Annotated in this window: 17 protein-coding genes and 1 pseudogene; 8 read left to right on the forward strand and 10 right to left on the reverse strand. The window is 41.3% G+C overall.

The window, feature by feature from the left end:
* Window positions 1–272: 272 nt before the first annotated feature.
* Window positions 273–1,415: a hypothetical protein gene (locus tag ABJK37_RS04270; protein ID WP_348350473.1), complete on the forward strand. Its 1,143-nt coding sequence runs from the start codon at window positions 273–275 to the stop codon at window positions 1,413–1,415.
* A 395-nt stretch (window positions 1,416–1,810) separates the two neighbouring features.
* On the opposite strand, the gene ABJK37_RS04275 is transcribed toward ABJK37_RS04270, so the two are convergent.
* From ABJK37_RS04275 to ABJK37_RS04290, 4 genes are all read right to left on the reverse strand, one after another.
* Window positions 1,811–2,992, reverse strand: a complete 1,182-nt coding sequence (locus ABJK37_RS04275) for an NAD(P)/FAD-dependent oxidoreductase (RefSeq protein WP_348350475.1) — start codon at window positions 2,990–2,992, stop codon at window positions 1,811–1,813.
* A gap of 226 nt (window positions 2,993–3,218) precedes the next feature.
* Entirely contained in the window at window positions 3,219–4,340 is a 1,122-nt protein-coding gene (locus tag ABJK37_RS04280; RefSeq protein ID WP_348350477.1) for an acyl-CoA dehydrogenase, read from the reverse strand.
* 20 nt (window positions 4,341–4,360) lie between these two features.
* A complete protein-coding gene (locus tag ABJK37_RS04285; RefSeq protein ID WP_348350479.1) occupies window positions 4,361–5,560 on the reverse strand; it encodes an acyl-CoA dehydrogenase family protein in 1,200 nt (399 codons plus the stop codon).
* Window positions 5,561–5,857: 297 nt separating this feature from the next.
* Complete coding sequence (locus tag ABJK37_RS04290; RefSeq protein WP_348350481.1) at window positions 5,858–6,739, reverse strand: LysR family transcriptional regulator; 882 nt, start codon at window positions 6,737–6,739, stop codon at window positions 5,858–5,860.
* Window positions 6,740–6,870: 131 nt separating this feature from the next.
* Here ABJK37_RS04290 and ABJK37_RS04295 point away from each other — a divergent pair, with 131 nt between their 5' ends.
* From ABJK37_RS04295 to ABJK37_RS04305, 3 genes are all read left to right on the forward strand, one after another.
* On the forward strand, window positions 6,871–8,052 hold the full coding sequence (locus ABJK37_RS04295) for an acyl-CoA dehydrogenase (RefSeq protein ID WP_348350483.1): 1,182 nt from the start codon (window positions 6,871–6,873) through the stop codon (window positions 8,050–8,052).
* Window positions 8,053–8,564: 512 nt separating this feature from the next.
* Window positions 8,565–9,497, forward strand: a complete 933-nt coding sequence (locus tag ABJK37_RS04300) for an alpha/beta hydrolase (protein WP_348350485.1) — start codon at window positions 8,565–8,567, stop codon at window positions 9,495–9,497.
* On the forward strand, window positions 9,494–10,651 hold the full coding sequence (locus tag ABJK37_RS04305) for a sigma-70 family RNA polymerase sigma factor (protein ID WP_348350487.1): 1,158 nt from the start codon (window positions 9,494–9,496) through the stop codon (window positions 10,649–10,651). Before ABJK37_RS04300 ends, ABJK37_RS04305 begins: the two co-directional genes overlap by 4 nt.
* Window positions 10,652–10,824: 173 nt before the next feature.
* On the opposite strand, the gene ABJK37_RS04310 is transcribed toward ABJK37_RS04305, so the two are convergent.
* Window positions 10,825–11,616, reverse strand: a complete 792-nt coding sequence (locus ABJK37_RS04310; RefSeq protein ID WP_348350489.1) for a class I SAM-dependent methyltransferase — start codon at window positions 11,614–11,616, stop codon at window positions 10,825–10,827.
* Window positions 11,609–13,684 (reverse strand): ATP-dependent DNA helicase RecG, encoded by a 2,076-nt coding sequence (gene recG, locus ABJK37_RS04315; RefSeq protein WP_348350491.1) that lies wholly within the window; start codon window positions 13,682–13,684, stop codon window positions 11,609–11,611. Before recG ends, ABJK37_RS04310 begins: the two co-directional genes overlap by 8 nt.
* Window positions 13,685–13,898: 214 nt before the next feature.
* Here recG and ABJK37_RS04320 point away from each other — a divergent pair, with 214 nt between their 5' ends.
* The 4 genes and pseudogenes from ABJK37_RS04320 to ABJK37_RS04335 all read left to right on the forward strand — a co-directional run bounded on the left by ABJK37_RS04320 (window position 13,899) and on the right by ABJK37_RS04335 (window position 15,643).
* Window positions 13,899–14,378 (forward strand): nuclear transport factor 2 family protein, encoded by a 480-nt coding sequence (locus ABJK37_RS04320; protein ID WP_348350493.1) that lies wholly within the window; start codon window positions 13,899–13,901, stop codon window positions 14,376–14,378.
* 232 nt (window positions 14,379–14,610) lie between these two features.
* Entirely contained in the window at window positions 14,611–15,027 is a 417-nt protein-coding gene (locus tag ABJK37_RS04325) for a hypothetical protein (protein WP_348350495.1), read from the forward strand.
* Window positions 14,981–15,076: pseudogene (locus ABJK37_RS04330) on the forward strand (hypothetical protein); the annotation flags it as partial. The gene ABJK37_RS04325 and the pseudogene ABJK37_RS04330, both read left to right, overlap by 47 nt.
* Before the next feature lie 12 nt (window positions 15,077–15,088).
* Window positions 15,089–15,643 (forward strand): GGDEF domain-containing protein, encoded by a 555-nt coding sequence (locus tag ABJK37_RS04335; protein WP_348350596.1) that lies wholly within the window; start codon window positions 15,089–15,091, stop codon window positions 15,641–15,643.
* A gap of 58 nt (window positions 15,644–15,701) precedes the next feature.
* On the opposite strand, the gene ABJK37_RS04340 is transcribed toward ABJK37_RS04335, so the two are convergent.
* The 4 genes from ABJK37_RS04340 to spoT form a co-directional block, all read right to left on the reverse strand.
* Window positions 15,702–16,340 carry a redoxin domain-containing protein gene (locus ABJK37_RS04340; RefSeq protein ID WP_348350497.1) on the reverse strand — a complete coding sequence of 213 codons (639 nt, stop codon included), beginning with the start codon at window positions 16,338–16,340 and terminating at the stop codon, window positions 15,702–15,704.
* Between the two features lie 113 nt (window positions 16,341–16,453).
* The gene (trmH, locus tag ABJK37_RS04345; RefSeq protein WP_348350598.1) at window positions 16,454–17,140 is read right to left on the reverse strand and encodes a tRNA (guanosine(18)-2'-O)-methyltransferase TrmH; all 687 of its coding nucleotides are present in this window, start codon (window positions 17,138–17,140) and stop codon (window positions 16,454–16,456) included.
* A 28-nt stretch (window positions 17,141–17,168) separates the two neighbouring features.
* Entirely contained in the window at window positions 17,169–17,558 is a 390-nt protein-coding gene (locus tag ABJK37_RS04350) for a RidA family protein (RefSeq protein ID WP_348350499.1), read from the reverse strand.
* A gap of 49 nt (window positions 17,559–17,607) precedes the next feature.
* On the reverse strand, window positions 17,608–19,722 hold the full coding sequence (gene spoT, locus ABJK37_RS04355) for a bifunctional GTP diphosphokinase/guanosine-3',5'-bis pyrophosphate 3'-pyrophosphohydrolase (RefSeq protein ID WP_348350501.1): 2,115 nt from the start codon (window positions 19,720–19,722) through the stop codon (window positions 17,608–17,610).
* Between the last annotated feature and the right edge of the window lie 57 nt (window positions 19,723–19,779).

The following is a 19,779-nucleotide window of genomic DNA, read 5'->3' on the forward strand; positions in this document are numbered from 1 at the left end:
TATTTTGTTATTTCTAAATCAATTCCACAATAGTATGGATGTGTATTAGTATAAAAGTTCATTGAGCTTCTCCGTTTTGGTTTTGTCACCTATCAGAGTAGCCGAAAAGTTACGCTGATTGGGGAGGCTCAATGAGTATCAAGCGCTTCCAGTCTGACGCCAAAACCTACGCGTTTTGTGTTACTCGCTGCGTTCAAACATTAACACAATAACATTCCGGCTTCGGCGCAGCTTATGCGGGCGTTACAAATGTACATTCAAGGGGAAATCAATTGAGAAAAATTAGAGCTATTTTGACTTTATTTGTAATATTGAATTTCGTTGCCTGTAGCGACAACTCTTCTGAACAAACAGCTGAACAACATTTACTCACTCAAAAAGACAATATTAATGAGCCAATAAAAGATAGGGTGATCGCAGGAAATGTGCGCAATACTAGATTCGAAGTTGAAAAGGCAATTATAAATAATGGGACTTTGACTTTGCGGCAAGGCAAGGAATTTTTTGCTGATGTTTCTGTTGATATTGTTACTTTTGACAATGAAGATCTCTCAGATAAAACATTTGATTCTTCTAGTTCAGTCAGTTCATTTAAGCCTCACATCAGGTTAAATATAAAAAAGGAAGGACAAAACCTCCCAGAAGGAGTAACTATTATGAGCAATTATGAATTACTGCTCATTTTTGGTAAAAAAGAGAGCTTAGGAGTTCCTTTTTCAATAAAGCTGGTTGCTTTAAATAATGGAACAAATATCGAGGGTAAATTTTTTGCAACGTATAAAGATATAGAAATAGTAGATGGGTCAATAAACCTTAATTCAGACAGTTTCGATACCTTAGATTATTTGGCTAGAGAATATATAAATAGCCAAGATAACAAGGTCAAACTTAGAGAGCAATTTGGGGTTACATATACTAGTTATAGTGATGATTACCCCAAAAGCGGTTTTGTTGGTTATGAAGTTGATGCTGGCAATCAGTCATTAATAAAAATTCAACTTGCTAAAGATGAGAATGGTTGGAAAGTAGTAAACCAGCTGAATGCTAACCAAATACACCAAGCTCACCCGGTTGTACTCAATATAGAAGGAAACTTGCGTACGGTTGAGGGGGCAAAAGCAAAAACAGTTGCGGCTCGTAAGTTCGAGAACTATTTAAATGATCAAGGTTTAATTACCGCTACTAGGTCAACCAGCGTTAGGTGTTACTTAACTAAAGCAGCACATAGAGCGAGTTGTAGAGCGATATATGGATTGAAAACGAATGGCAATATTGAGTGCCATAATATTAACTACTTGCTCAGCAATGATGGAGATGGCTGGGCGTTTGAGTCGGAAATATTAGACACCCAAAAAGTAGATTACAATTCAGGGGAACTGGTTGTAAAAAAACCGCTCTCCATGAGCTGTCAATAACCCAAAAACTAACAAGCGAAATGTTGTTGGACTGGTTTTCCGCTGCGCTCTAAACCAGTCGCAAATGCGAGCGTTAATGTCCGCTTTCTAGTAACAATCCAATCAAAATTATAAATCATCAGCCGCTAAAATTCGGTTATTAGAATTTGAAACATAAATTTGCTAATGACTGCTTTTGGTCGATTATTTTCCTTTGTTGACTGGAACCTTAGGTCGGCTTTAGGCCGATTTAAAACCTTTATAAACTCCAACCTTATGGCGCCGTTTGGCATTTCGCTGACGGTCAGAGTTTTAAACTAAACGTTTGCAAATTTTAAGAACAAGTTTTAACGAATTTGTCCTAGTTTTGTCTCCATTCAATTCCGTTTGTCTCCATTTACCATCCAATAAACCAACTATACGTTTTGTCCAGCTACCCACCCAGAACTCCATGCCCACTGAAAATTAAACCCTCCCAACCATCCGGTCACATCCACAACCTCACCAATAAAATACAAACCCTCAACATCTTTTGCCATCATGGTTTTTGATGAGAGTTGGTGGGTGTCTACGCCGCCTAATGTGACTTCGGCGGTGCGGTAACCTTCGGTGCCGTTGGGTTTAAGTTGCCACTGGTGAAAAGCTTGAGCGGCTTGTTCGAGTTGTTTGCCTTGATATTGTTTTAGGGGTTTGTTTTCAATGCCTATATACGGCAGCGCGGCTTGCACATAACGTTTGGGGTAATGATTGCCTAGTGCAGTACTGAGTTGTACGTCTGGCTGGTTTTGTAATGTTTGCTGTAAATCAGCCAACAGGTCACCGTTAGGGAATAAGTCGAATTCTACTGTTTGACCTGGCTCCCAGAATGAGGATATTTGTAATACCGCGGGGCCACTTAGACCTCTATGGGTAAAGAGGATGTTTTCGTTAAAACTGGTGTTGTTGCAACTAGCGCTGGCATCGAGTGAAATGCCACTGAGTTCTGACAACACTGTTTTGTCGTGCTCATGCAGTGTGAAAGGCACTAGCCCGGCACGGGTGGGTTTAACCTTTAAGCCAAACTGTTCCGCTATTTTATAACCAAAAGGGCTAGCACCGAGTTTCGGCATTGACAATCCACCAGTGGCAATCACTAGAGACTCGCATTGATACTGGCCTTTAGCGGTGTTAAGTGTGTAACCAGACTCAGTCTTTTCAATGGACAAAATCTCGCATTGATTGGTAACTGTCACATTGGCCTTTTCACACTCGGCCAATAACATGTTTAGGATATCTTTGGCGCTGTCGTCACAAAATAGCTGCCCTAAGGTCTTTTCGTGGTAGGCAATGCCGTATTCGGCCACCAGACCAATGAAATCCCATTGGGTATAGCGGCTTAAAGCCGATTTACAAAAGTGAGGATTATCTGACAAAAAGTTTTCGTGGCTGGCGTACATGTTTGTAAAATTACAGCGTCCGCCACCCGACATTAGGATTTTGCCACCTAAACGCTTAGCGTGATCGAGTACCACTACGTTGCGGCCTCGTTTGCCGGCTTGAGCCGCGCAAAACAAACCAGCGGCGCCAGCACCTATTACAATCACGTCTACTATTTTCAATTTATCGCCCGCCGCTTACTACGCCTATTTTGAGGCGAGAATTATAGGGTATTAATGATTCATTAATAAGGGCTGTTGATGTGGATTTGTCATTTTCTAGAAAACGAAACAGAAAATATTGATTCTAACTGTGGTAGGGGTTTTAAAATAAGGAGTTGTAGTTAGAGTGAGTGCTAACTATAACTCCTTTGAACTGGTGGTTATCAAAGCTTAGCTTTTTATTGCGCTATGCAGAAGCGAACCGTTTGGTGTGGTTATCAGTGCTGCCAAACAAATATTGAATAGTGGTTAAACGTTTGAATATATGTCCTACATCAAGTTCGTCTGTCATACCAATGCCACCATGAATTTGGATTGATTCACGACCCACTAAGTTGGCGGCTTTGCCAATACGGCTTTTTGCAGCTGATATCGCTTTGGCATCTATGCCATTATTACTATCCATTTTTAACACCGCCATTAGCAAAATTGATTTTGCTTGTTGATGCTCAATAAACATGTTCACCATGCGATGTTGCAGTGCTTGAAACGAGCCAATAGTGTGGCCAAACTGTTTCCGTGTTTTTGCATATTCTACAGTGCGTTCATTAGCAATTTGCATCGCACCTACCGCTTCGGCGCACACCGCCAAGGTTGCCTTGTCTACAACATTATTCATGGCAGTTAAGGCATTATCTTGCTCACCTAACAATCCAAGAGTGGGGGTGTTATCAAACCAAATATCGGCAGCCTGGTGGCCATCTACATTGGCATACCCTTCGCGTTTAACACTTGGGTGATTCGCATCGACCAAAAATAAGCTGATGCCATTGTTGTCTTGCGTATCACCAGAGGTGCGCGCTGCCACCACTATGGTTTCTGCATGATTACCATTGAGTACCACTGACTTATGGCCATTAATGACATAGTCGCCTTGTGCTTGAGTTGCGCTACATTTTACGTTGTTTAAATGATAGCGGCTTTGTGGTTCTGCGTAGGCAAATGCCATTTGTAATTCGCCTGCCATGATTTTTGGTAAATACAGGTCTTTTTGCTGTTGGTTACCTACTGCGGCAATGAGTCCGCCAGCTAGAACCGCTGTTGCTATAAATGGTTCGACTACTATGCCTTTGCCAAATTCTTCCATAACAAGAGCAAGGTCAGCCATCGAGCCGCTCAACCCCCCATCTTCTTCTGAGAATGGCAGCATTAGCCAGCCGAGTTCTGCAAACAAATTCCAATTATCTTGGCTATAACCTGCTGCTGATTTGAGTATTTTTCGACGTGTTTCAAAATCGTAATCATTGAGAATAAACTTCGATACACTATCTTGAATCATTTGTTGTTCGCTACTTAACGAAAAGTCCATAGTAAATTCCTAATGCTTATTTAAAGGCCTAAAACGGCTTTGCTGATAATGTTCGTTTGAATTTCGTTACTGCCACCGTAAATAGATGTCTTACGGTTATTGAAGAAAGTCAACGCGCTGTTTGCCGCTGTATCTGGGCCAATATGTTGTCCGTCGAATTCATCTTCGAATTGTTGTGGCACGTAAGGCATTGAGTAGTACGCCGCCGCTTCGACATATAGTTCGTCTATGCCTTGGATTATTTGGGTACCTACAATTTTTAGGATTGACGACTCTGGCCCTGGAGCTTTACCGGTACTTATGGCAGACAAAGTGCGTAATTCAGTGTATTCCAGTGCTAGTAAATCTATTTCTAGGTTTGCGACTTTTTGCGCAAAAATAGGGTCGTCCATTAGTTTGTTATTGCCGTCATCAGATATTGCAGCTAATTGTTTTAATTGCATTAAACGATATTTAGAAGGAGCGACTCGTGCAATGCCGGTTCGCTCATGGGTTAACAATACTTTGGCGTAAGTCCACCCCTGTCCTTCGACGCCAATTAGATTGTTAGCCGGAACTCGTACTTCATCAAAATGCACTTCGTTGACTTCATGACTACCGTCAATAGTAATAATGGGAGAAACCGTAATTTTAGGGTCGTGCATGTTAATGAGTAAAAAGCTGATAGCTTCTTGGTTTTTAGTACCAGGAGACCCGGTGCGTACTAGGCAAAATATCCAATCGGCATGTTGACCTAGTGTCGTCCATGTTTTGGTGCCGTTTACTATGTATTCGTCACCGTCTCTGACAGCTGTTGTTTTAAGTCCGGCCAGATCAGAGCCCGCACCCGTTTCGGAATAGCCCTGACACCACCAAACTTTACTGGCCAAAATATCAGGTAAAAATCGTTGTTTCTGCTCTTCATTACCAAAAGTATAGATAACTGGCGCAACCATTTTTAAACCAAATGGAATGACATCTGGAGCGCCCGCTTTGGCACACTCATTGTCAAAAATATACTTCTGCGTACTAGTCCAACCGGTTCCACCGTGCTCAACTGGCCAGTTAACACCTGCCCAACCTTGGCTGTACAATGTCTGTTGCCATTGCACGTATTCTTCTTTTAAAAGGTGCAACCCTTTTTTGATTTTAGATGAGATGTTTTTTGGCAATTTTTGCTGTAAAAATTGACGAACTTCTTGTTGAAATTCTTTTTCTTCAGCGCTGAAATCTAGATTCATTTTGTAAACCCTTGGTGTACTTAATTGATTGAACGACTTTGAGCATATTTCTGGTAATAATCGTTGGATTTGAATTGTAGTTAGCTACAAACTACCTAGTTGAACATCACCATAAAACTTTCTACTAACGCTATCCTATGTAGTTGGGGAGTGTTTTGGAAATTATTAGTATTAATAATGATTCATAAGCATTTCAATATCTCAGAGTGATGTTCAAGATATACTAACTACGGCTTTGGTTATCAATCAAATCATCGAGGTTAGCTGAAAAAGCGCCTTGTTAAGCGTCGTAACCATTTAGCGGGAAGGCTCAACCGTTGAGCTGAGGTAGGTCATAAACACCTTGCTGGCTTTCGATAGGTAATGGTTTTTTCTCCAAGCTAGGCTTAACTTAAATTCAATTTTTGGCTCAAAGGGGATACAGGTCATCTGCTGTTCGTTTTCTAAAATACGAGACAGACAAGTGGTAATACCGACTCCATTGCGAACCAAGGATTTTTGCAGCTCTATGAGATTCGTTTCCATTCCGATGTCTAATGTTAAGTGATGTTTTTTCGAATACTGACTCACTACTTCACGTAAATAATACCCTTCATGAAACAGCACCAAAGGTTGTTGGCAAAACTGTTTTAGAGAAATCGTTTTCTCGGAGGCTAGGGGGTGTGAGCTCTCCATGCCGGCGACCACTTCTTCATTTATTAATTCGCTGTAGCGCAGTTGCGGGTTTTCTAAGTCACTACGCACTAAGGCTAAATCCAGTTCGCTATTTAGTAACATTTTCTCAAGGGCAGCGGTACCTTGGTCGACTAAGTGAATCTTTATTTTGGGGTATTGTTGCTTAAAGTCTGTCAATATTTTCGGGAAATAATAAGAGCCCATCATAGCGGGAACGCCAAAACGAATCGTGCCTCTCTCTAGGTCTTTTAGCTCTCCTAGCTCTAGTTCAACTTGTTTGGCTTGGCTTAATAGTTGTGTGGCCAGTTTGTATAAAACGCTGCCTTCGGCGGTTAAAAGTGAGTGTTTATCAGCCCGGTTTATTAACTTTAAACCCACTTCTTGTTCTAGCTTTTGAATAGCAACGCTGAGCGCTGGTTGCGCTATGCCTAAAGCCTGTGCCGCCCGAGTAAAGTTACCTAACACGGCCAGTTGGCAAAAATACTCAAGACGTTTCAAATTCATAGGAGTAAAGTCGATAGTTAATAGTTATTAAAAGTATAAAAACTATATATTATATTTATTCATTTTTTAAGCATAGAGTAATCCAATAAAATAGGCTATTACCTATACAGGTATTTAAACGGAGTGTCCTTATGAGCCAAAAACTCACCCCTTATAACTGGCAAGATCCTATGTTTCTTGATAATCAATTAAGCGAAGAAGAGCGCATGATACGTGACACTGCTTATGATTATTGTCAGCAAAATTTATTGCCTCGGGTGCTTGAAGCTAACAGGCACGAACGTTTTGACCGCGAAATAATGACAGAGTTAGGAGGCTTAGGGTTATTAGGGGCGACTTTGCCGGCTCAATATGGTGGCAGCGAAGTGAATTACGTGAGTTATGGTTTGATTGCTCGCGAAGTTGAGCGTGTTGACAGTGGTTATCGTAGCGCCATGAGCGTGCAATCGTCTCTGGTAATGCACCCTATTTATACTTACGGTACTGAAGCTCAGCGTATGAAATATTTACCTAAATTGGCGTCTGGTGAATGGGTCGGGTGTTTTGGTTTGACTGAGCCTAATTCGGGCAGTGATCCCGCTTCGATGACCACCCATGCTAAAAAAGTAGACGGGGGGTATGCCTTAACAGGTAATAAAATGTGGATCACTAATTCACCCATTGCCGATGTGTTTGTAGTCTGGGCGAAGCTTGAAGGCAAAATTCGAGGTTTTGTGCTTGAAAAAGGCATGCCAGGTTTAAGTGCACCTAAAATCGAAGGCAAGTTTTCATTGCGTGCATCGATAACGGGTGAAATTGTAATGGACAATGTGTTGGTGCCTGAAGAAAACATGTTCCCTGAAATCAAAGGGTTAGCTGGTCCATTTGGGTGTTTAAACAAGGCTCGATATGGCATTGCTTGGGGCTCTATGGGCGCTGCGGAATTTTGCTTTAATCAGGCCAGAACCTACACCCTAGATAGAGAACAATTCGGACGCCCCCTAGCTGCAAACCAGTTAGTGCAAAAGAAACTAGCCGATATGCAAACCGACATCGCTTTAGGTTTACAAGGCTGCTTACAAATGGGGCGTTTAATGGATGCTGATCACTGCCCAGTAGAATTGATTTCTATGCTGAAGCGTAACAATTGTGGCAAGGCACTAGACATCGCACGTGTTGCCCGTGATATGCATGGCGGTAATGGTATCAGCGATGAGTTTGGGGTCATTCGTCACGTGATGAATCTAGAAGCGGTGAATACCTACGAAGGGACGCATGATGTGCATGCACTCATTTTGGGGCGTGCTATCACTGACATTCAGGCTTTTTACTAAAATCCATGGCAGGTGTTGCGCTGAGCAAATGAGGTATGCTGATTGTTTAGCGCAACATTGGGTTTGTTAAACGCGATAAAGGTTTAACTAATTAAAGCCGTGGCTTGTTGGTCTACATGGTAACGTCATATTCTAACGCCGCAGTTGACTAGCAATAAACACGTAGAGATAACAACACCTACAAATTAAATAAACCAATGTTCATGTACCTTGCTGCTTAAATGTGGATATCTCATTTAACTCAACCTTGCAGCTTGAATGTTCGACTGCTTAAACACCAGCGTATAGCTAACTCACTTTATACTTAAGTTAACCTAGGTCAATAAGTAAAAATATTGGCTGAAGCACTTTTAGCGGTTAACCAAGCATAGCCTTGCTAGAGACTGATGCATTCCTTTAATTAACTGTCAATGTTGTTAGTTTTAGATTTTTTTAAAAAACTTGTCACACTTTTTAAACTCACCGTGCCTTAGATATGTTGGTTTTATTTAATACATAATAAGGAAAGTATCATGTTCAAATCTATGCAAGCGAAAAGCAGGCGTTTTTGGTTAACCTTTATTGCCGCGTTTATTTATACGGTTTTATTTCAAATGGCTATCAGTGGCGTTTTGTTTGCTGCGGAAAGTAAGGCTTCAAACAAACATTTTGTAGCCAAAGTAACAGGTGTTGGTAAGCCTGTTATTCTTATTCCAGGATTAATGTCCGATGGCAGCGTTTGGCAGGATTTAGCTAATACGTTATCAACCACTTACCAAGTGCATATTATTAATCTAGCTGGGTTCGCTAGTACACCAGCCAGCGATAATCCTTCACTTACAGAGGTTAAGCAGCAGCTTTTAGATTATGTGGACACACATAAACTGCATAAACCAGCGGTGATTGGCCATAGCCTAGGCGGGTTTATGAGTTTTTGGCTAGCGTCTAGTAATACAACGCAAATAGGTCCCATTATATCGGTAGACGGCTTACCTTTTATTGGCCCAGTGTTTACTCGCACAAATACAACAACGGTTGCGGATTTAACAGGGCAAGCACAGCAAATAAAAGCCATGTACAGCACTATGTCGCAACAACAACTGATACAGCAATCTCGTTACGGTTTATCGATACAAGCCAGTAGTGATGAGGCAAAAACAAAAGTCATGGACATGGTAAAAACCTCAGACCCTAAAACAGTTGGTGAAGCGATGTATACCCTAATGAGTCAAGATTTGAGGCAAGACATTGCCAAGATCACATCACCTGTTTTATTGTTAGGTGCATCGGGAGGCTTTAGCACAGATGAGCAACACGCCGCTATGCAAACCTTGTATGCACAACAACTACAGATGTTGCCAAAGGCGCAGTTAGTGATGAACACTCATTCTCGACATTTTATTATGTATGACGACCCGCAGTGGCTTGAAGAACAAGTCTCTACTTTCTTAGGGAGTACTTTATGAATGCCACTGCACACTCCTCTTTAAGCCTTCAAGATCAAAGTTTATTTAATGATGTTGAACTTGCACAAGAAGGCGACCAACAAGCGTACGGCCGCTTAATAAATCAAACCCGTAATTTGGTAACAAGCATTGCTTTATCTATTGTTAAAGACTTAGACAATAGCGAAGACGTTGCTCAGCAAGTCTATATTGGCGCTTGGCAAAATATGTCTGAGCTAAAAAGTACCAGTAGTTTTTTGCCCTGGTTACGGCAGATGACACGCTACAAAGCCCTTAATTTTTTGCGAGACAACAAATCCCGCCGAAAAGTGGATGGCGAGGAAGCCGATCTAATCTTGTCGCAGTTTTGTGATCCTAAGTTAGACATAGATAGCAAGATTGAGCGCGAACAATCAAATGTTATCCTAGAGGATTTTATTAGCCAATTACCTGAAGAAAGCCGAGAAATTGTGCTGCTTTATTACCGAGAAGAACAGTCGAGTAAACAAGTTGCGCTTTTATTGGAACAGAGCGAAACCAATATTCGTAAAAAGTTATCGCGGGTAAGGCAATTATTACATGAGCAGATACTACGGAAACATGGCAGATTGTTGCTAAGCACGGCACCTGCTTTGGGATTCAGTAGCTTAATTTTAGGTGCCATCACTACAAGCACACCGGTGGCTGCCGCAGCGATGAGTTCAGCGGCAGCAAGCAGCAAGTCGGGTGTGTTACATAAGTTAGGTTTGTTGCTGGGCGGTTCGATGATAGGCGCATTGCTTGGCATACTCGCAGTGCGAGTCAGCACTTCTCATTTGCTTAAAAAAGTCTCAAGCGAAGAAGTTAAAGCCAAAATACTTAATTATCGTAAAACGGTAACCATCTGGCTGGTTGTTAGTGGCTTGATGTTATTGGCAAGTTACGAACTAACAACTGGCTGGTGGGCGCCGGTCACAGCTTATTTACTGTTTGCTAGCGTACTTTTTTATCTAGTCACACGGTTGCGTAAAGTAGTAACCAATGAAATTTGCCAAGCTGAATCTACCACCACCAAACAAAAAAATATGCGACTACGCCTAGATATCTGTTATTGGTGCGGCTTAGTTCTTGGGTTTGGCGGCGGTTTTGTGGGTATGATCATCGGACTAATAAATAGTGGAAGGTTGCTATGGTAACAATGCAAATTTTTACTGTAGAACAACTTATGTGATAGGACTTAGGTTACCATCCAACAGCCAAAATTCAGGGGCTTAATAATTACAAAGTAATGATATTTTAGTGTTGTTGCGCGCCCTGATTTATACAAAAGCTTGATTGGGTACACCTAACTAGTAACCAATTGCATTCGTTAATTTGTCTTTTTAATAAGATACACATCGAACCTGTTAGCTTTACCTAACATTTCAATTTCTGGTTTTTTACCCGCCAAATATGGTGCTCCTGAGGGGCGTTTAACTACTACTCGTTTTTTAGCCAGTAATAATGCTGGTTCTAGCAACAAGTCGGCGTCTTCATCTGGGCCAAGTAATTGCTGAAACAAACGCATTTCTTTTTTAACCGCGGCGCTTTTTTTACGGTGTGGAAACATAGGGTCGAGGTAGACCACATCTGGGCGGGTGCCCGTCCAATTGTTCAAAAGGTCTATGGCTACTCCGTGACATAGCTGCATACGTTTGGGAAGCCAGCTAGATAACTCTTCAGCAACGGCGGCTCGGTCTAGGCCATCTTGTAATAGTGCGGCAACCACAGGTGAGCGTTCTATCATATCAACAACGCATCCCAAACTACTAAGTACAAAGGCATCCCGACCTAGGCCTGCTGTGGCGTCTAATATCCGCACACCTTCTTGACCTTTTAAACCAACGGCTTTAGCGATGGATTCTTTTTTACCGCCACCATGCAAACGTCGAAAGGTGAGGGCGTCGGAACCAAAATCTACTTTAACTGCGCCAACTTTGGGTTCATCTAACTGCCGAAGTTCGAGATGAGAAACTTGTTGTATTAATGCTAATCCCGCTTGGACATTGTCAACATAGCTAAGCCCCCATTTTGCGGCGGTTTGCTGGGCTAGTATCATTAACTCAGGCGTTGCACTTTGAGGTACAGTGACTGGAATATATTCTAAAGCAGGGCTATGCATGACCAAATTGCTCTTTGTTACCCAACCAACGATTCACTATGGCTTGGGCATTGCCAGGGTATTGTTGCCATAAATGATTGGCAATATTTTGTACCTGGGGGATAAGTGACGCATCGCGGACCAAATCGGCAATTTTTAAATCTGCTAAACCTGTTTGCTTAGTGCCTAATAATTCGCCTGGACCACGGATTTCTAGATCTTGCTGTGCAATGTAGAAGCCGTCGTTCGATTCTCTTAGTACAGCCAATCGTTTGTTGGCCGTTTTAGACAAAGGACTCTGGTACATCAAAACACAATGGCTTTCTACTGAACCTCGGCCTACGCGGCCACGTAATTGGTGTAATTGTGCCAGTCCTAATCGCTCTGGGTTCTCGATAATCATCAGACTAGCGTTAGGCACATCAACACCCACTTCAATGACAGTGGTGGCGACTAGCAAATCCAGCTCACCGGCTTTAAAGTCGGCCATGATTTGTTGTTTTTCATCAGATTTAAGCCTGCCATGTACTAAACCCACTTTAAGTTCTGGTAATGCCGTACGCAATAAAATTGCCGTGTCTTCTGCAGCTTGGCTTTGTAAAAATTCAGATTCATCAATTAGAGTACATACCCAATAGGTTTGCCTGCCCTGCTCAACGCTTGCGTTACGAACACGAGTGATCACCTCTTCTCGCCGAGAATCAGGTAATACTACCGTTTTTACTGGTGTTCTTCCTGGAGGTAGTTCGTCTATCACTGAGGTATCTAAATCTGCATAGGCCGTCATCGCTAACGTCCGAGGAATGGGAGTGGCCGTCATAATTAGCTGGTGTGGAAAGGCTCCTTGAGACTCACCTTTTTCACGTAACGCTAAACGTTGATGCACACCAAAACGGTGTTGTTCATCTACTATGACTAACGCCAGTGAAGAAAAAATGACGCTTTGTTGAAAAATGGCATGTGTACCCACCACCATTTTAGTTTCATTATTGGCTAATTGGTCTAACACTTTTTCTCTGGCTTTACCTTTCAACTTACCGGCTAACCAACCCACTTCTATGCCTAAAGGTTCAAACCATTGCCTAAAATTATTTGCATGCTGTTCTGCGAGTAGTTCAGTAGGTGCCATGAGTCCTACTTGATAACCAGCAGCAATTGCCGATAAGGCCGCCATCGCAGCAACCAAGGTTTTGCCCGACCCGACGTCTCCTTGAACCAAACGCATCATTGGACTATTTTGTTGCATATCATCCTGAATATCAGCTACGACCCGCTGTTGCGCATTAGTTGGCTTAAAAGGTAAATTCTTCAAAAACTGATTCAATAAATCAGCGCTAGGTTTGATGGGGAAGGTCGCTTGTTTTTGACTTTGTTGTCGTACTTTTAATACGCTCAAATGATGGGCCAGTAATTCTTCCATAACTAAACGTTGTTGAGCGGGGTGTTTTCCTTCGTCAAACAATGAAAGGGTTACATCGGGTGGAGGCCGGTGAACTAAATGTAAGGCGTCAATTAAACTAATTTGTTGTTGATATAAACCTTCGGGTAATAGTTCTGCTAAGCCTCCTTTGTCCAAAAGTTTTAAGGCTTGTTCGCTTAAATTTCGTAACGTAATTTGTTTAATACCGTCAGTGGCAGGATAAACAGGTGTAAGGGATTCCTGCATTTCATTGGGTTGATCTAAACGAATATTTTTGTATTCTGGATGCATTATTTCTAGGCCATATTTACCGGCCCTGACTTCACCAAAACAACGAATAGTAGTGCCTATTTCTAGATTGTTTTTTTGTGCTGCAGAAAAATGGAAAAAGCGTAAGGTTACCGTACCTGTACCATCACTTATTCTGACAACCAACATACGTTTGCGGCCAAATTGGATATCGCAGGAGGTTACTTCACCTTGGATACTAGTATGCAGGTGGGGTTGTAAGTCTACGATTGGATAAATACGAGTACGATCTTCATATCTAAGCGGCAAGTGAAACAATAAGTCTTGCACAGAAACAATCGCCAATTTTGCGAGTTTTTCTGCCGCTTTTGCCCCCACACCTTTTAATTCGGTGATTGGCATTTGTGCTAAGCCCTGCATAATACGCCATAGATTTGGGGCCCTGGGCATTTTGGATAATTTTTAACAAGACAAATGGCTAGTCGCCAAGGGATATTCACAGCGTTTCCTGATGTTGATAATTCAGTTACACCTATAATCGAAGAAATGCACAACCGAATCAAGCAATTGCTGTTGTATTGGTATCTAAAGTAGGCAAAGCTAGTATGGGTTTTTACAATTCGGGATCATCAAAATGCTACAAACTCGTTTATTCCTCATATTAGTGATGTGTGTGTTATTTCCAGTTCACGCGTCACAAAACCAATCCCAGATTATTAAGGTGTTAGATTCATTCCACCAAGCTGCAAGTGAAGCAAATTATCGGCAGTATTTTGATTTATTATCAGATAACGCTGTTTTTATTGGTACTGATGGAGATGAGCGCTGGGGTAAAGATGCGTTCGAGGACTTCGCTAAACCTTACTTTGAAAAAGGAAATGGTTGGACTTATATCCCGAGAAATCGACATGTAACCGTTACTAGGTCAGGCCAATTCGCTTGGTTTGATGAAATGTTGGATAACCAAAGCTACGGTGAATGCAGAGGAACAGGTGTATTGGAGTTAACTGATAAGGGGTGGAAAATCAGCCAGTATCACTTAACTATACCTGTACCTAATGAGCTGGCAAAAGAGCTAGTGCAGCAGATAAAAAAACTCTCTAGTGAGCCGTGAATAACAACGATGTAACAGTGGGTTATTGCTGGGGCTCAGAACTGTATTGCGATTTTTTGCTAAAAGCATGCTCGCCTTATTAATATAAGAATTTAATATAGTAGGTTGTTTTTTAGATTAAATAGTAATATTCGCGTTACAATATATCTATATATGAAGGGCGAGAAGTCAAAGCCCCCATGATTTAACGGTGTTTAAATATTTGTCTGTCTGTAGCAAAGTATTAAATTAAATGAATGAGCAATTAGTACAAAATATTCAATATCGGCGCGATGTGATGCGAGTCTTAGTGTCGTTTACTTTTGTTGGCGGTTTGCTATTTTCAGTAGTTAACTTTAACCGTGACATCTATATTCTCGCCGCAATTGAGCTTGGATTTGGATTTTATTCGGCTTTCTTGTGGCGCATAATCCCAACAACACCCAACTTCTCTAGGTGGGTATTGATGTACATCATTCCGTGCTTTTTAGTTATTTTGTACGCGCTTTCTCTGCCGCAGTCCTCTGAAGCAATGTTTGTTTGGATTTTGACTATTCCTTTGGTGTCCTATTTGTTAATTGGGCGGCAACAAGGTTTTTGGGTCTCGGTGTTTTTTTATTGTGTTGGGTATTATCGTTTATCATTGGCGGTTTATAGACGCCAACAATAGTTTCACTTTAAACACTGCTATCTCCATAAATGTGTGTTTCAGTGCTGTTATGTGTATGGCTATGGCGCATGTTTATGAGCTCAACCGTGAGAAAAATGAACAACGTTTACTTGAGTTGGCAGGAACAGATAAGCTTACAGGGTTAGCAAACCGTTTGAAGTTAGAAGACGGCTTTCAGCATTACTCATTATTGAGTAAACGACACAATATTCATTTTATTGTGGCGCTGTTCGACTTAGACTTTTTTAAAAATATCAATGATCAATTTGGACATGATGTGGGCGATAAAGCCCTTTGTTATGTGGCAGAGTTTTTAAAGAAAAATAAAAGAGAAAGTGATTTGTTGGCTAGGTTTGGCGGTGAAGAATTCTCACTTCTTATGACAAGCTCTGATGTAGAGAAAGCCTACACACATATCAATTTAATGCGAGAGAAACTATCACAGCACCCTTTCATTTATCACAACCATAGTATCAACATCACTATGAGTGGTGGCTTAGCAACATATGGTAAAGATGGAACTAGCTTAAGCTCACTTATGAAAAAGGCCGATGCACGTTTATATATGGCGAAAGAAAATGGCCGTAATTGTATCGTGACTCAAGATCACAAATAGCAATAGCCATTATTTTACCAAGCCAATGATTATTGACTTGGTAAATACTATTGACTTACTACAAAGATAGTTTTGCGGCCTGATAAAGAAGTTCAGGCGACAGACGAGTTTTAATATTGGGGTTAACATAACTGAATACCACTTTACCTGTGGTATCTAAAATAAATACAGCGGGTGCGGGTAATACAGCTCTGCCAGTGGCCTTTTCATTGTTAAGATTAATATCCCAATTTGTTTTATATTTTGTACGAGTTTCATTAGGTACATAAAAACCTATCCCAAAGCCACTTATTGCTTCTAAATCTGGGTCAGCCAATAAACGCACCGTAAATTTGGTTTGTAATTTTTGCTGTTGTAATTGAGCCGGCGTTTCTGGAGAAATGGCCAATATTTGGTAACCTAATTCGTCAAGTGGTCCTTCAATGTCCTTCAATCCAGCTAGTTGGCGATTACAATACGGACACCAGCCTCCTCGGTAAAAAATTAAAACAGTAGGCTTTTCCATGGTTAGCGCCTTTAAACTGACAGGATCGCCCTCTACCGTTTGTAATTTGCTGTTTGGTGCAGATTGGCCAATCAATAGAGGTGTGACATTTTCGGCTGACTCTGCAATCTGGGTTCGGTCTAAGGCGTTGGACGTGTTTGAAAATAATCCAATGGTTAGAATTACGATTACTACTAATAATGGTTGTTTCATAAGTCTCTCGAATAAAAGTGGAATCAAACTGGGTGGACCCAATATTTTCAGAATTACTTTCATCTTAGGCTCAATAATCGAAAAATAGGGTCGCTAAAAAATCGGAAGCATCTTTAAAGAGAATCGGATCGCTGCATTTGTGCCCACCAACTTTCACTTGCTTGTATTTGACCTAAGTTATTTATATAGGGGTAAGTTAATCCTTTTTGATCACAAAGTTCTCGTAGTCGAGGAAAACCACTTTCGAATAGCAGTTTCTGGCAAGCTTGTTCTGATAACTGTTGATTATCATACATGCCGGCCAATTGCCTTTGTCTTTGGGCTTCATACAAAATAAGCGCTGCAGCAACTGATACATTAAGTGATTGCACCATGCCCACCATAGGAATAGTGATGTCGTGATCTGCCAAGGAAATGGCTTGGGGAGTCGATCCTTGTTTTTCTTGTCCTAATATAATCGCCGTAGGTTGGGTATAGTCAATCTCTCGAAAATCTACAGCGCTACTTGATAAGTTAGTGACCAGCACTTGCATATTTTTTGACTTTAGATGGCTTACTGCATTTTCGATACAAGCGTGTTCTTTGGTGTACACCCAGTTTTCGCTGCCCATAGCGGTGCTTTTGCGAAATTGTGGTTTTTCATTCCAGACCGCGTGTACTTCAAAAACGCCGACAGCATCACAGCTACGAACAATGGCTGAAACATTATGGGGTTTATTCAGCTGTTCTAAACACAAGGTTAAGCTAGGTTGACGTAAGCGAAGAAACTGCCGAATCCGAGCATATCGCTCGGCAGGCATATAAATATCTGTACGCATAAAGCTACCCTTATTCAGGTAACTCCATGACGCCGTCTATTTCAATTTGAACACCTTTAGGTAAGGCACTAATTTGCACTGCAGCACGAGCAGGGTAGGGTTGTTTAAAGTATTGACTCATAATCTCGTTTACTACAGCAAAGTTAGATAAATCGGTTAGGAAAATATTGACTTTAACTAAGTGATTCAAAGACCCCTCGTCTACTGCTTCACAAACCGCCTGTACATTTTTAAATACCTGATGAGCTTGCTCGGCAAAATCTTCAGATATCACCTCCATAGTTTCAGGAACCAAAGGTATTTGCCCTGAAAGATAGACTGTTGTACCGCTTTTAATTGCTTGGCTATAAGTGCCAATAGCTTTTGGCGCCTTGTCAGTATGGATTACGGACTTAGACATAATAGTGACCTTCTTTTATTTAATTTTGGATAGGAGGATTAGGCCGTGCCTAATTCTGTTTGGCTTGACTGTGTCTAGATACCCTTTGCACTTCAGGCATAGTACGGATTTTACGCATGACGTTTGCCAGTTGTAGCCTATTTTTAATGGTTAATTCAATATCTACATAATAAATGTTACTTTCTTTTTCTTCGGTTTGTAATCCAACAATGTTGGAACCGCAGCTTGCAACCCTATTGGTTAAGTTTGCTAAGGTACCTTGGTTATTAATCAACTCGATTCGCAATGCCCCATGGAAATTACCGTGTACATCTTCTCCCCATTGCATGACCAATACTCTATGGGGTTCTTCTTTGCTTAATTTACGAATATTACTGCAACCGGTTTGATGAATAGTCATGCCTTTGCCTGGACTTAAAATAGCAACAATTTCGTCATCAGGTATAGGATGGCAGCATCTAGAATAGGATACTAATAGTCCTTCAGTTCCTCGAATAGCGACTTTATTTTGTTTATCAGACAGCTGGGTGTTCTCGCCTAACAATCGTCGTGTAACTATTGCGCTAAGTTCGTTACCTAAGCCAATATCTGCCAATAACTCCTCAAAATTATCGTGTTTTGTTTCGAGCACCACGCGGTCTATATCTGCTTGAGGCAGTTTATCTAGTTTGACTTTGCCCAATGCATGTCTGAGCAAGCGATTACCCATCACCACTGCTTCTTCAGATCTTTGGTTTTTCAAATAATGGCGAATACGAGCCCTTGCTTTGGCACTGACTACAAAGTTAAGCCAATTAGCATTAGGTTTGGCTCGAGGTGAGGTAATTATTTCTACTGTTTGCCCATTTTCTAGTGGTTTGCTCAGTGAAAATGCCCGTCTTTCTACTTTTACTCCTACACACGAATTACCTATATCCGTATGTACTGCATAGGCAAAATCGACAGCGGTTGCGCCTAAAGGCAACTCGATAATTTTACCATCTGGCGTGAACACGTAAATTTCGTCTGGAAATAAATCTGTTTTTACGTTTTCAATGAACTCAAATGAAGTACTGGCACTTTGTTGTAATTCAATTAATGACTGCATCCACTTTCGTGCCCGCACTTGGGCAGTCGTATCGTTCGTGTCTTTGGTGTCTTTATAGACCCAATGTGCTGCTACACCTTTGTCTGCCATTTGATCCATGTCGTTGGTTCGTATCTGAATTTCGACAGGAATACCATGTGGACCAATAAGTGAAGTATGTAATGATTGATAACCATTGGTCCGAGGGATAGCGATATAGTCTTTAAAACGACTCTCAATAGGTTTGTATAAACCGTGCATTGCCCCTAATGCTCGATAACAGTGATCAACTGAATCTACCACTACTCTAAAGGCATAAATATCCATCACCTCATTAAACATCAACTCTTTGTTTTTCATCTTGCGATAAATCGAATAAAGGTGTTTTTCACGCCCTAAAACCACTGCATTGATTGCAACATCACTGAGCCGGGATTCAACTTCTTTTCGGGTATTTTCAATGATTTCTTTGCGGTTACCTCGAGCTTGTTTCACTGCAGATTTAAGAGCGCGATGCCGCATTGGATACATCGCTTGAAAACCCAAATCCTCTAACTCATTTTTTATATCGTGAATACCGAGTCGATGGGCAATTGGGGAATATATTTCTAATGTTTCACGGGCAATACGACGACGTTTATCAGGACGCAATGAACCTAAAGTACGCATATTGTGGGTACGGTCGGCTAATTTGATTAAAATGACACGGATATCTTGGACCATAGCCATCATCATCTTTCTAAAATTTTCTGCTTGGGCTTCTTGGGTACTACTAAAGTGGATTTTTTCTAATTTGCTGACGCCCTCGACAAGTTCGCCTACAGTCTCGCTAAATTGACTGCTTAAATCCTCTTTATTGTGGTGTGTATCTTCAATTACATCATGTAATAACGCAGCCATAATAGTTTCATGGTCTAAACACATGTCGGCTAAAATACCAGCTACTGCTACCGGGTGAGTAATATACGGGTCGCCGCTAGACCGCATTTGTCCACTGTGGGCGTCCCTGGCAACAATGAAGGCTCGCTGAATTTCCGCAACCTTTTCAGACGGCAGATAGGCTTCAAGTTTTTGTTTTAAACCCTCAAAAAGATACACTTTAAACGCTTATACAATGATTCATTTGGGTTAAGAATACGGGGAATTTGGCGGGAT

The sequence above is a fragment of the Paraglaciecola sp. genome, from assembly GCF_039964565.1.
Taxonomy (GTDB): Bacteria; Pseudomonadota; Gammaproteobacteria; order Enterobacterales; family Alteromonadaceae; genus Paraglaciecola.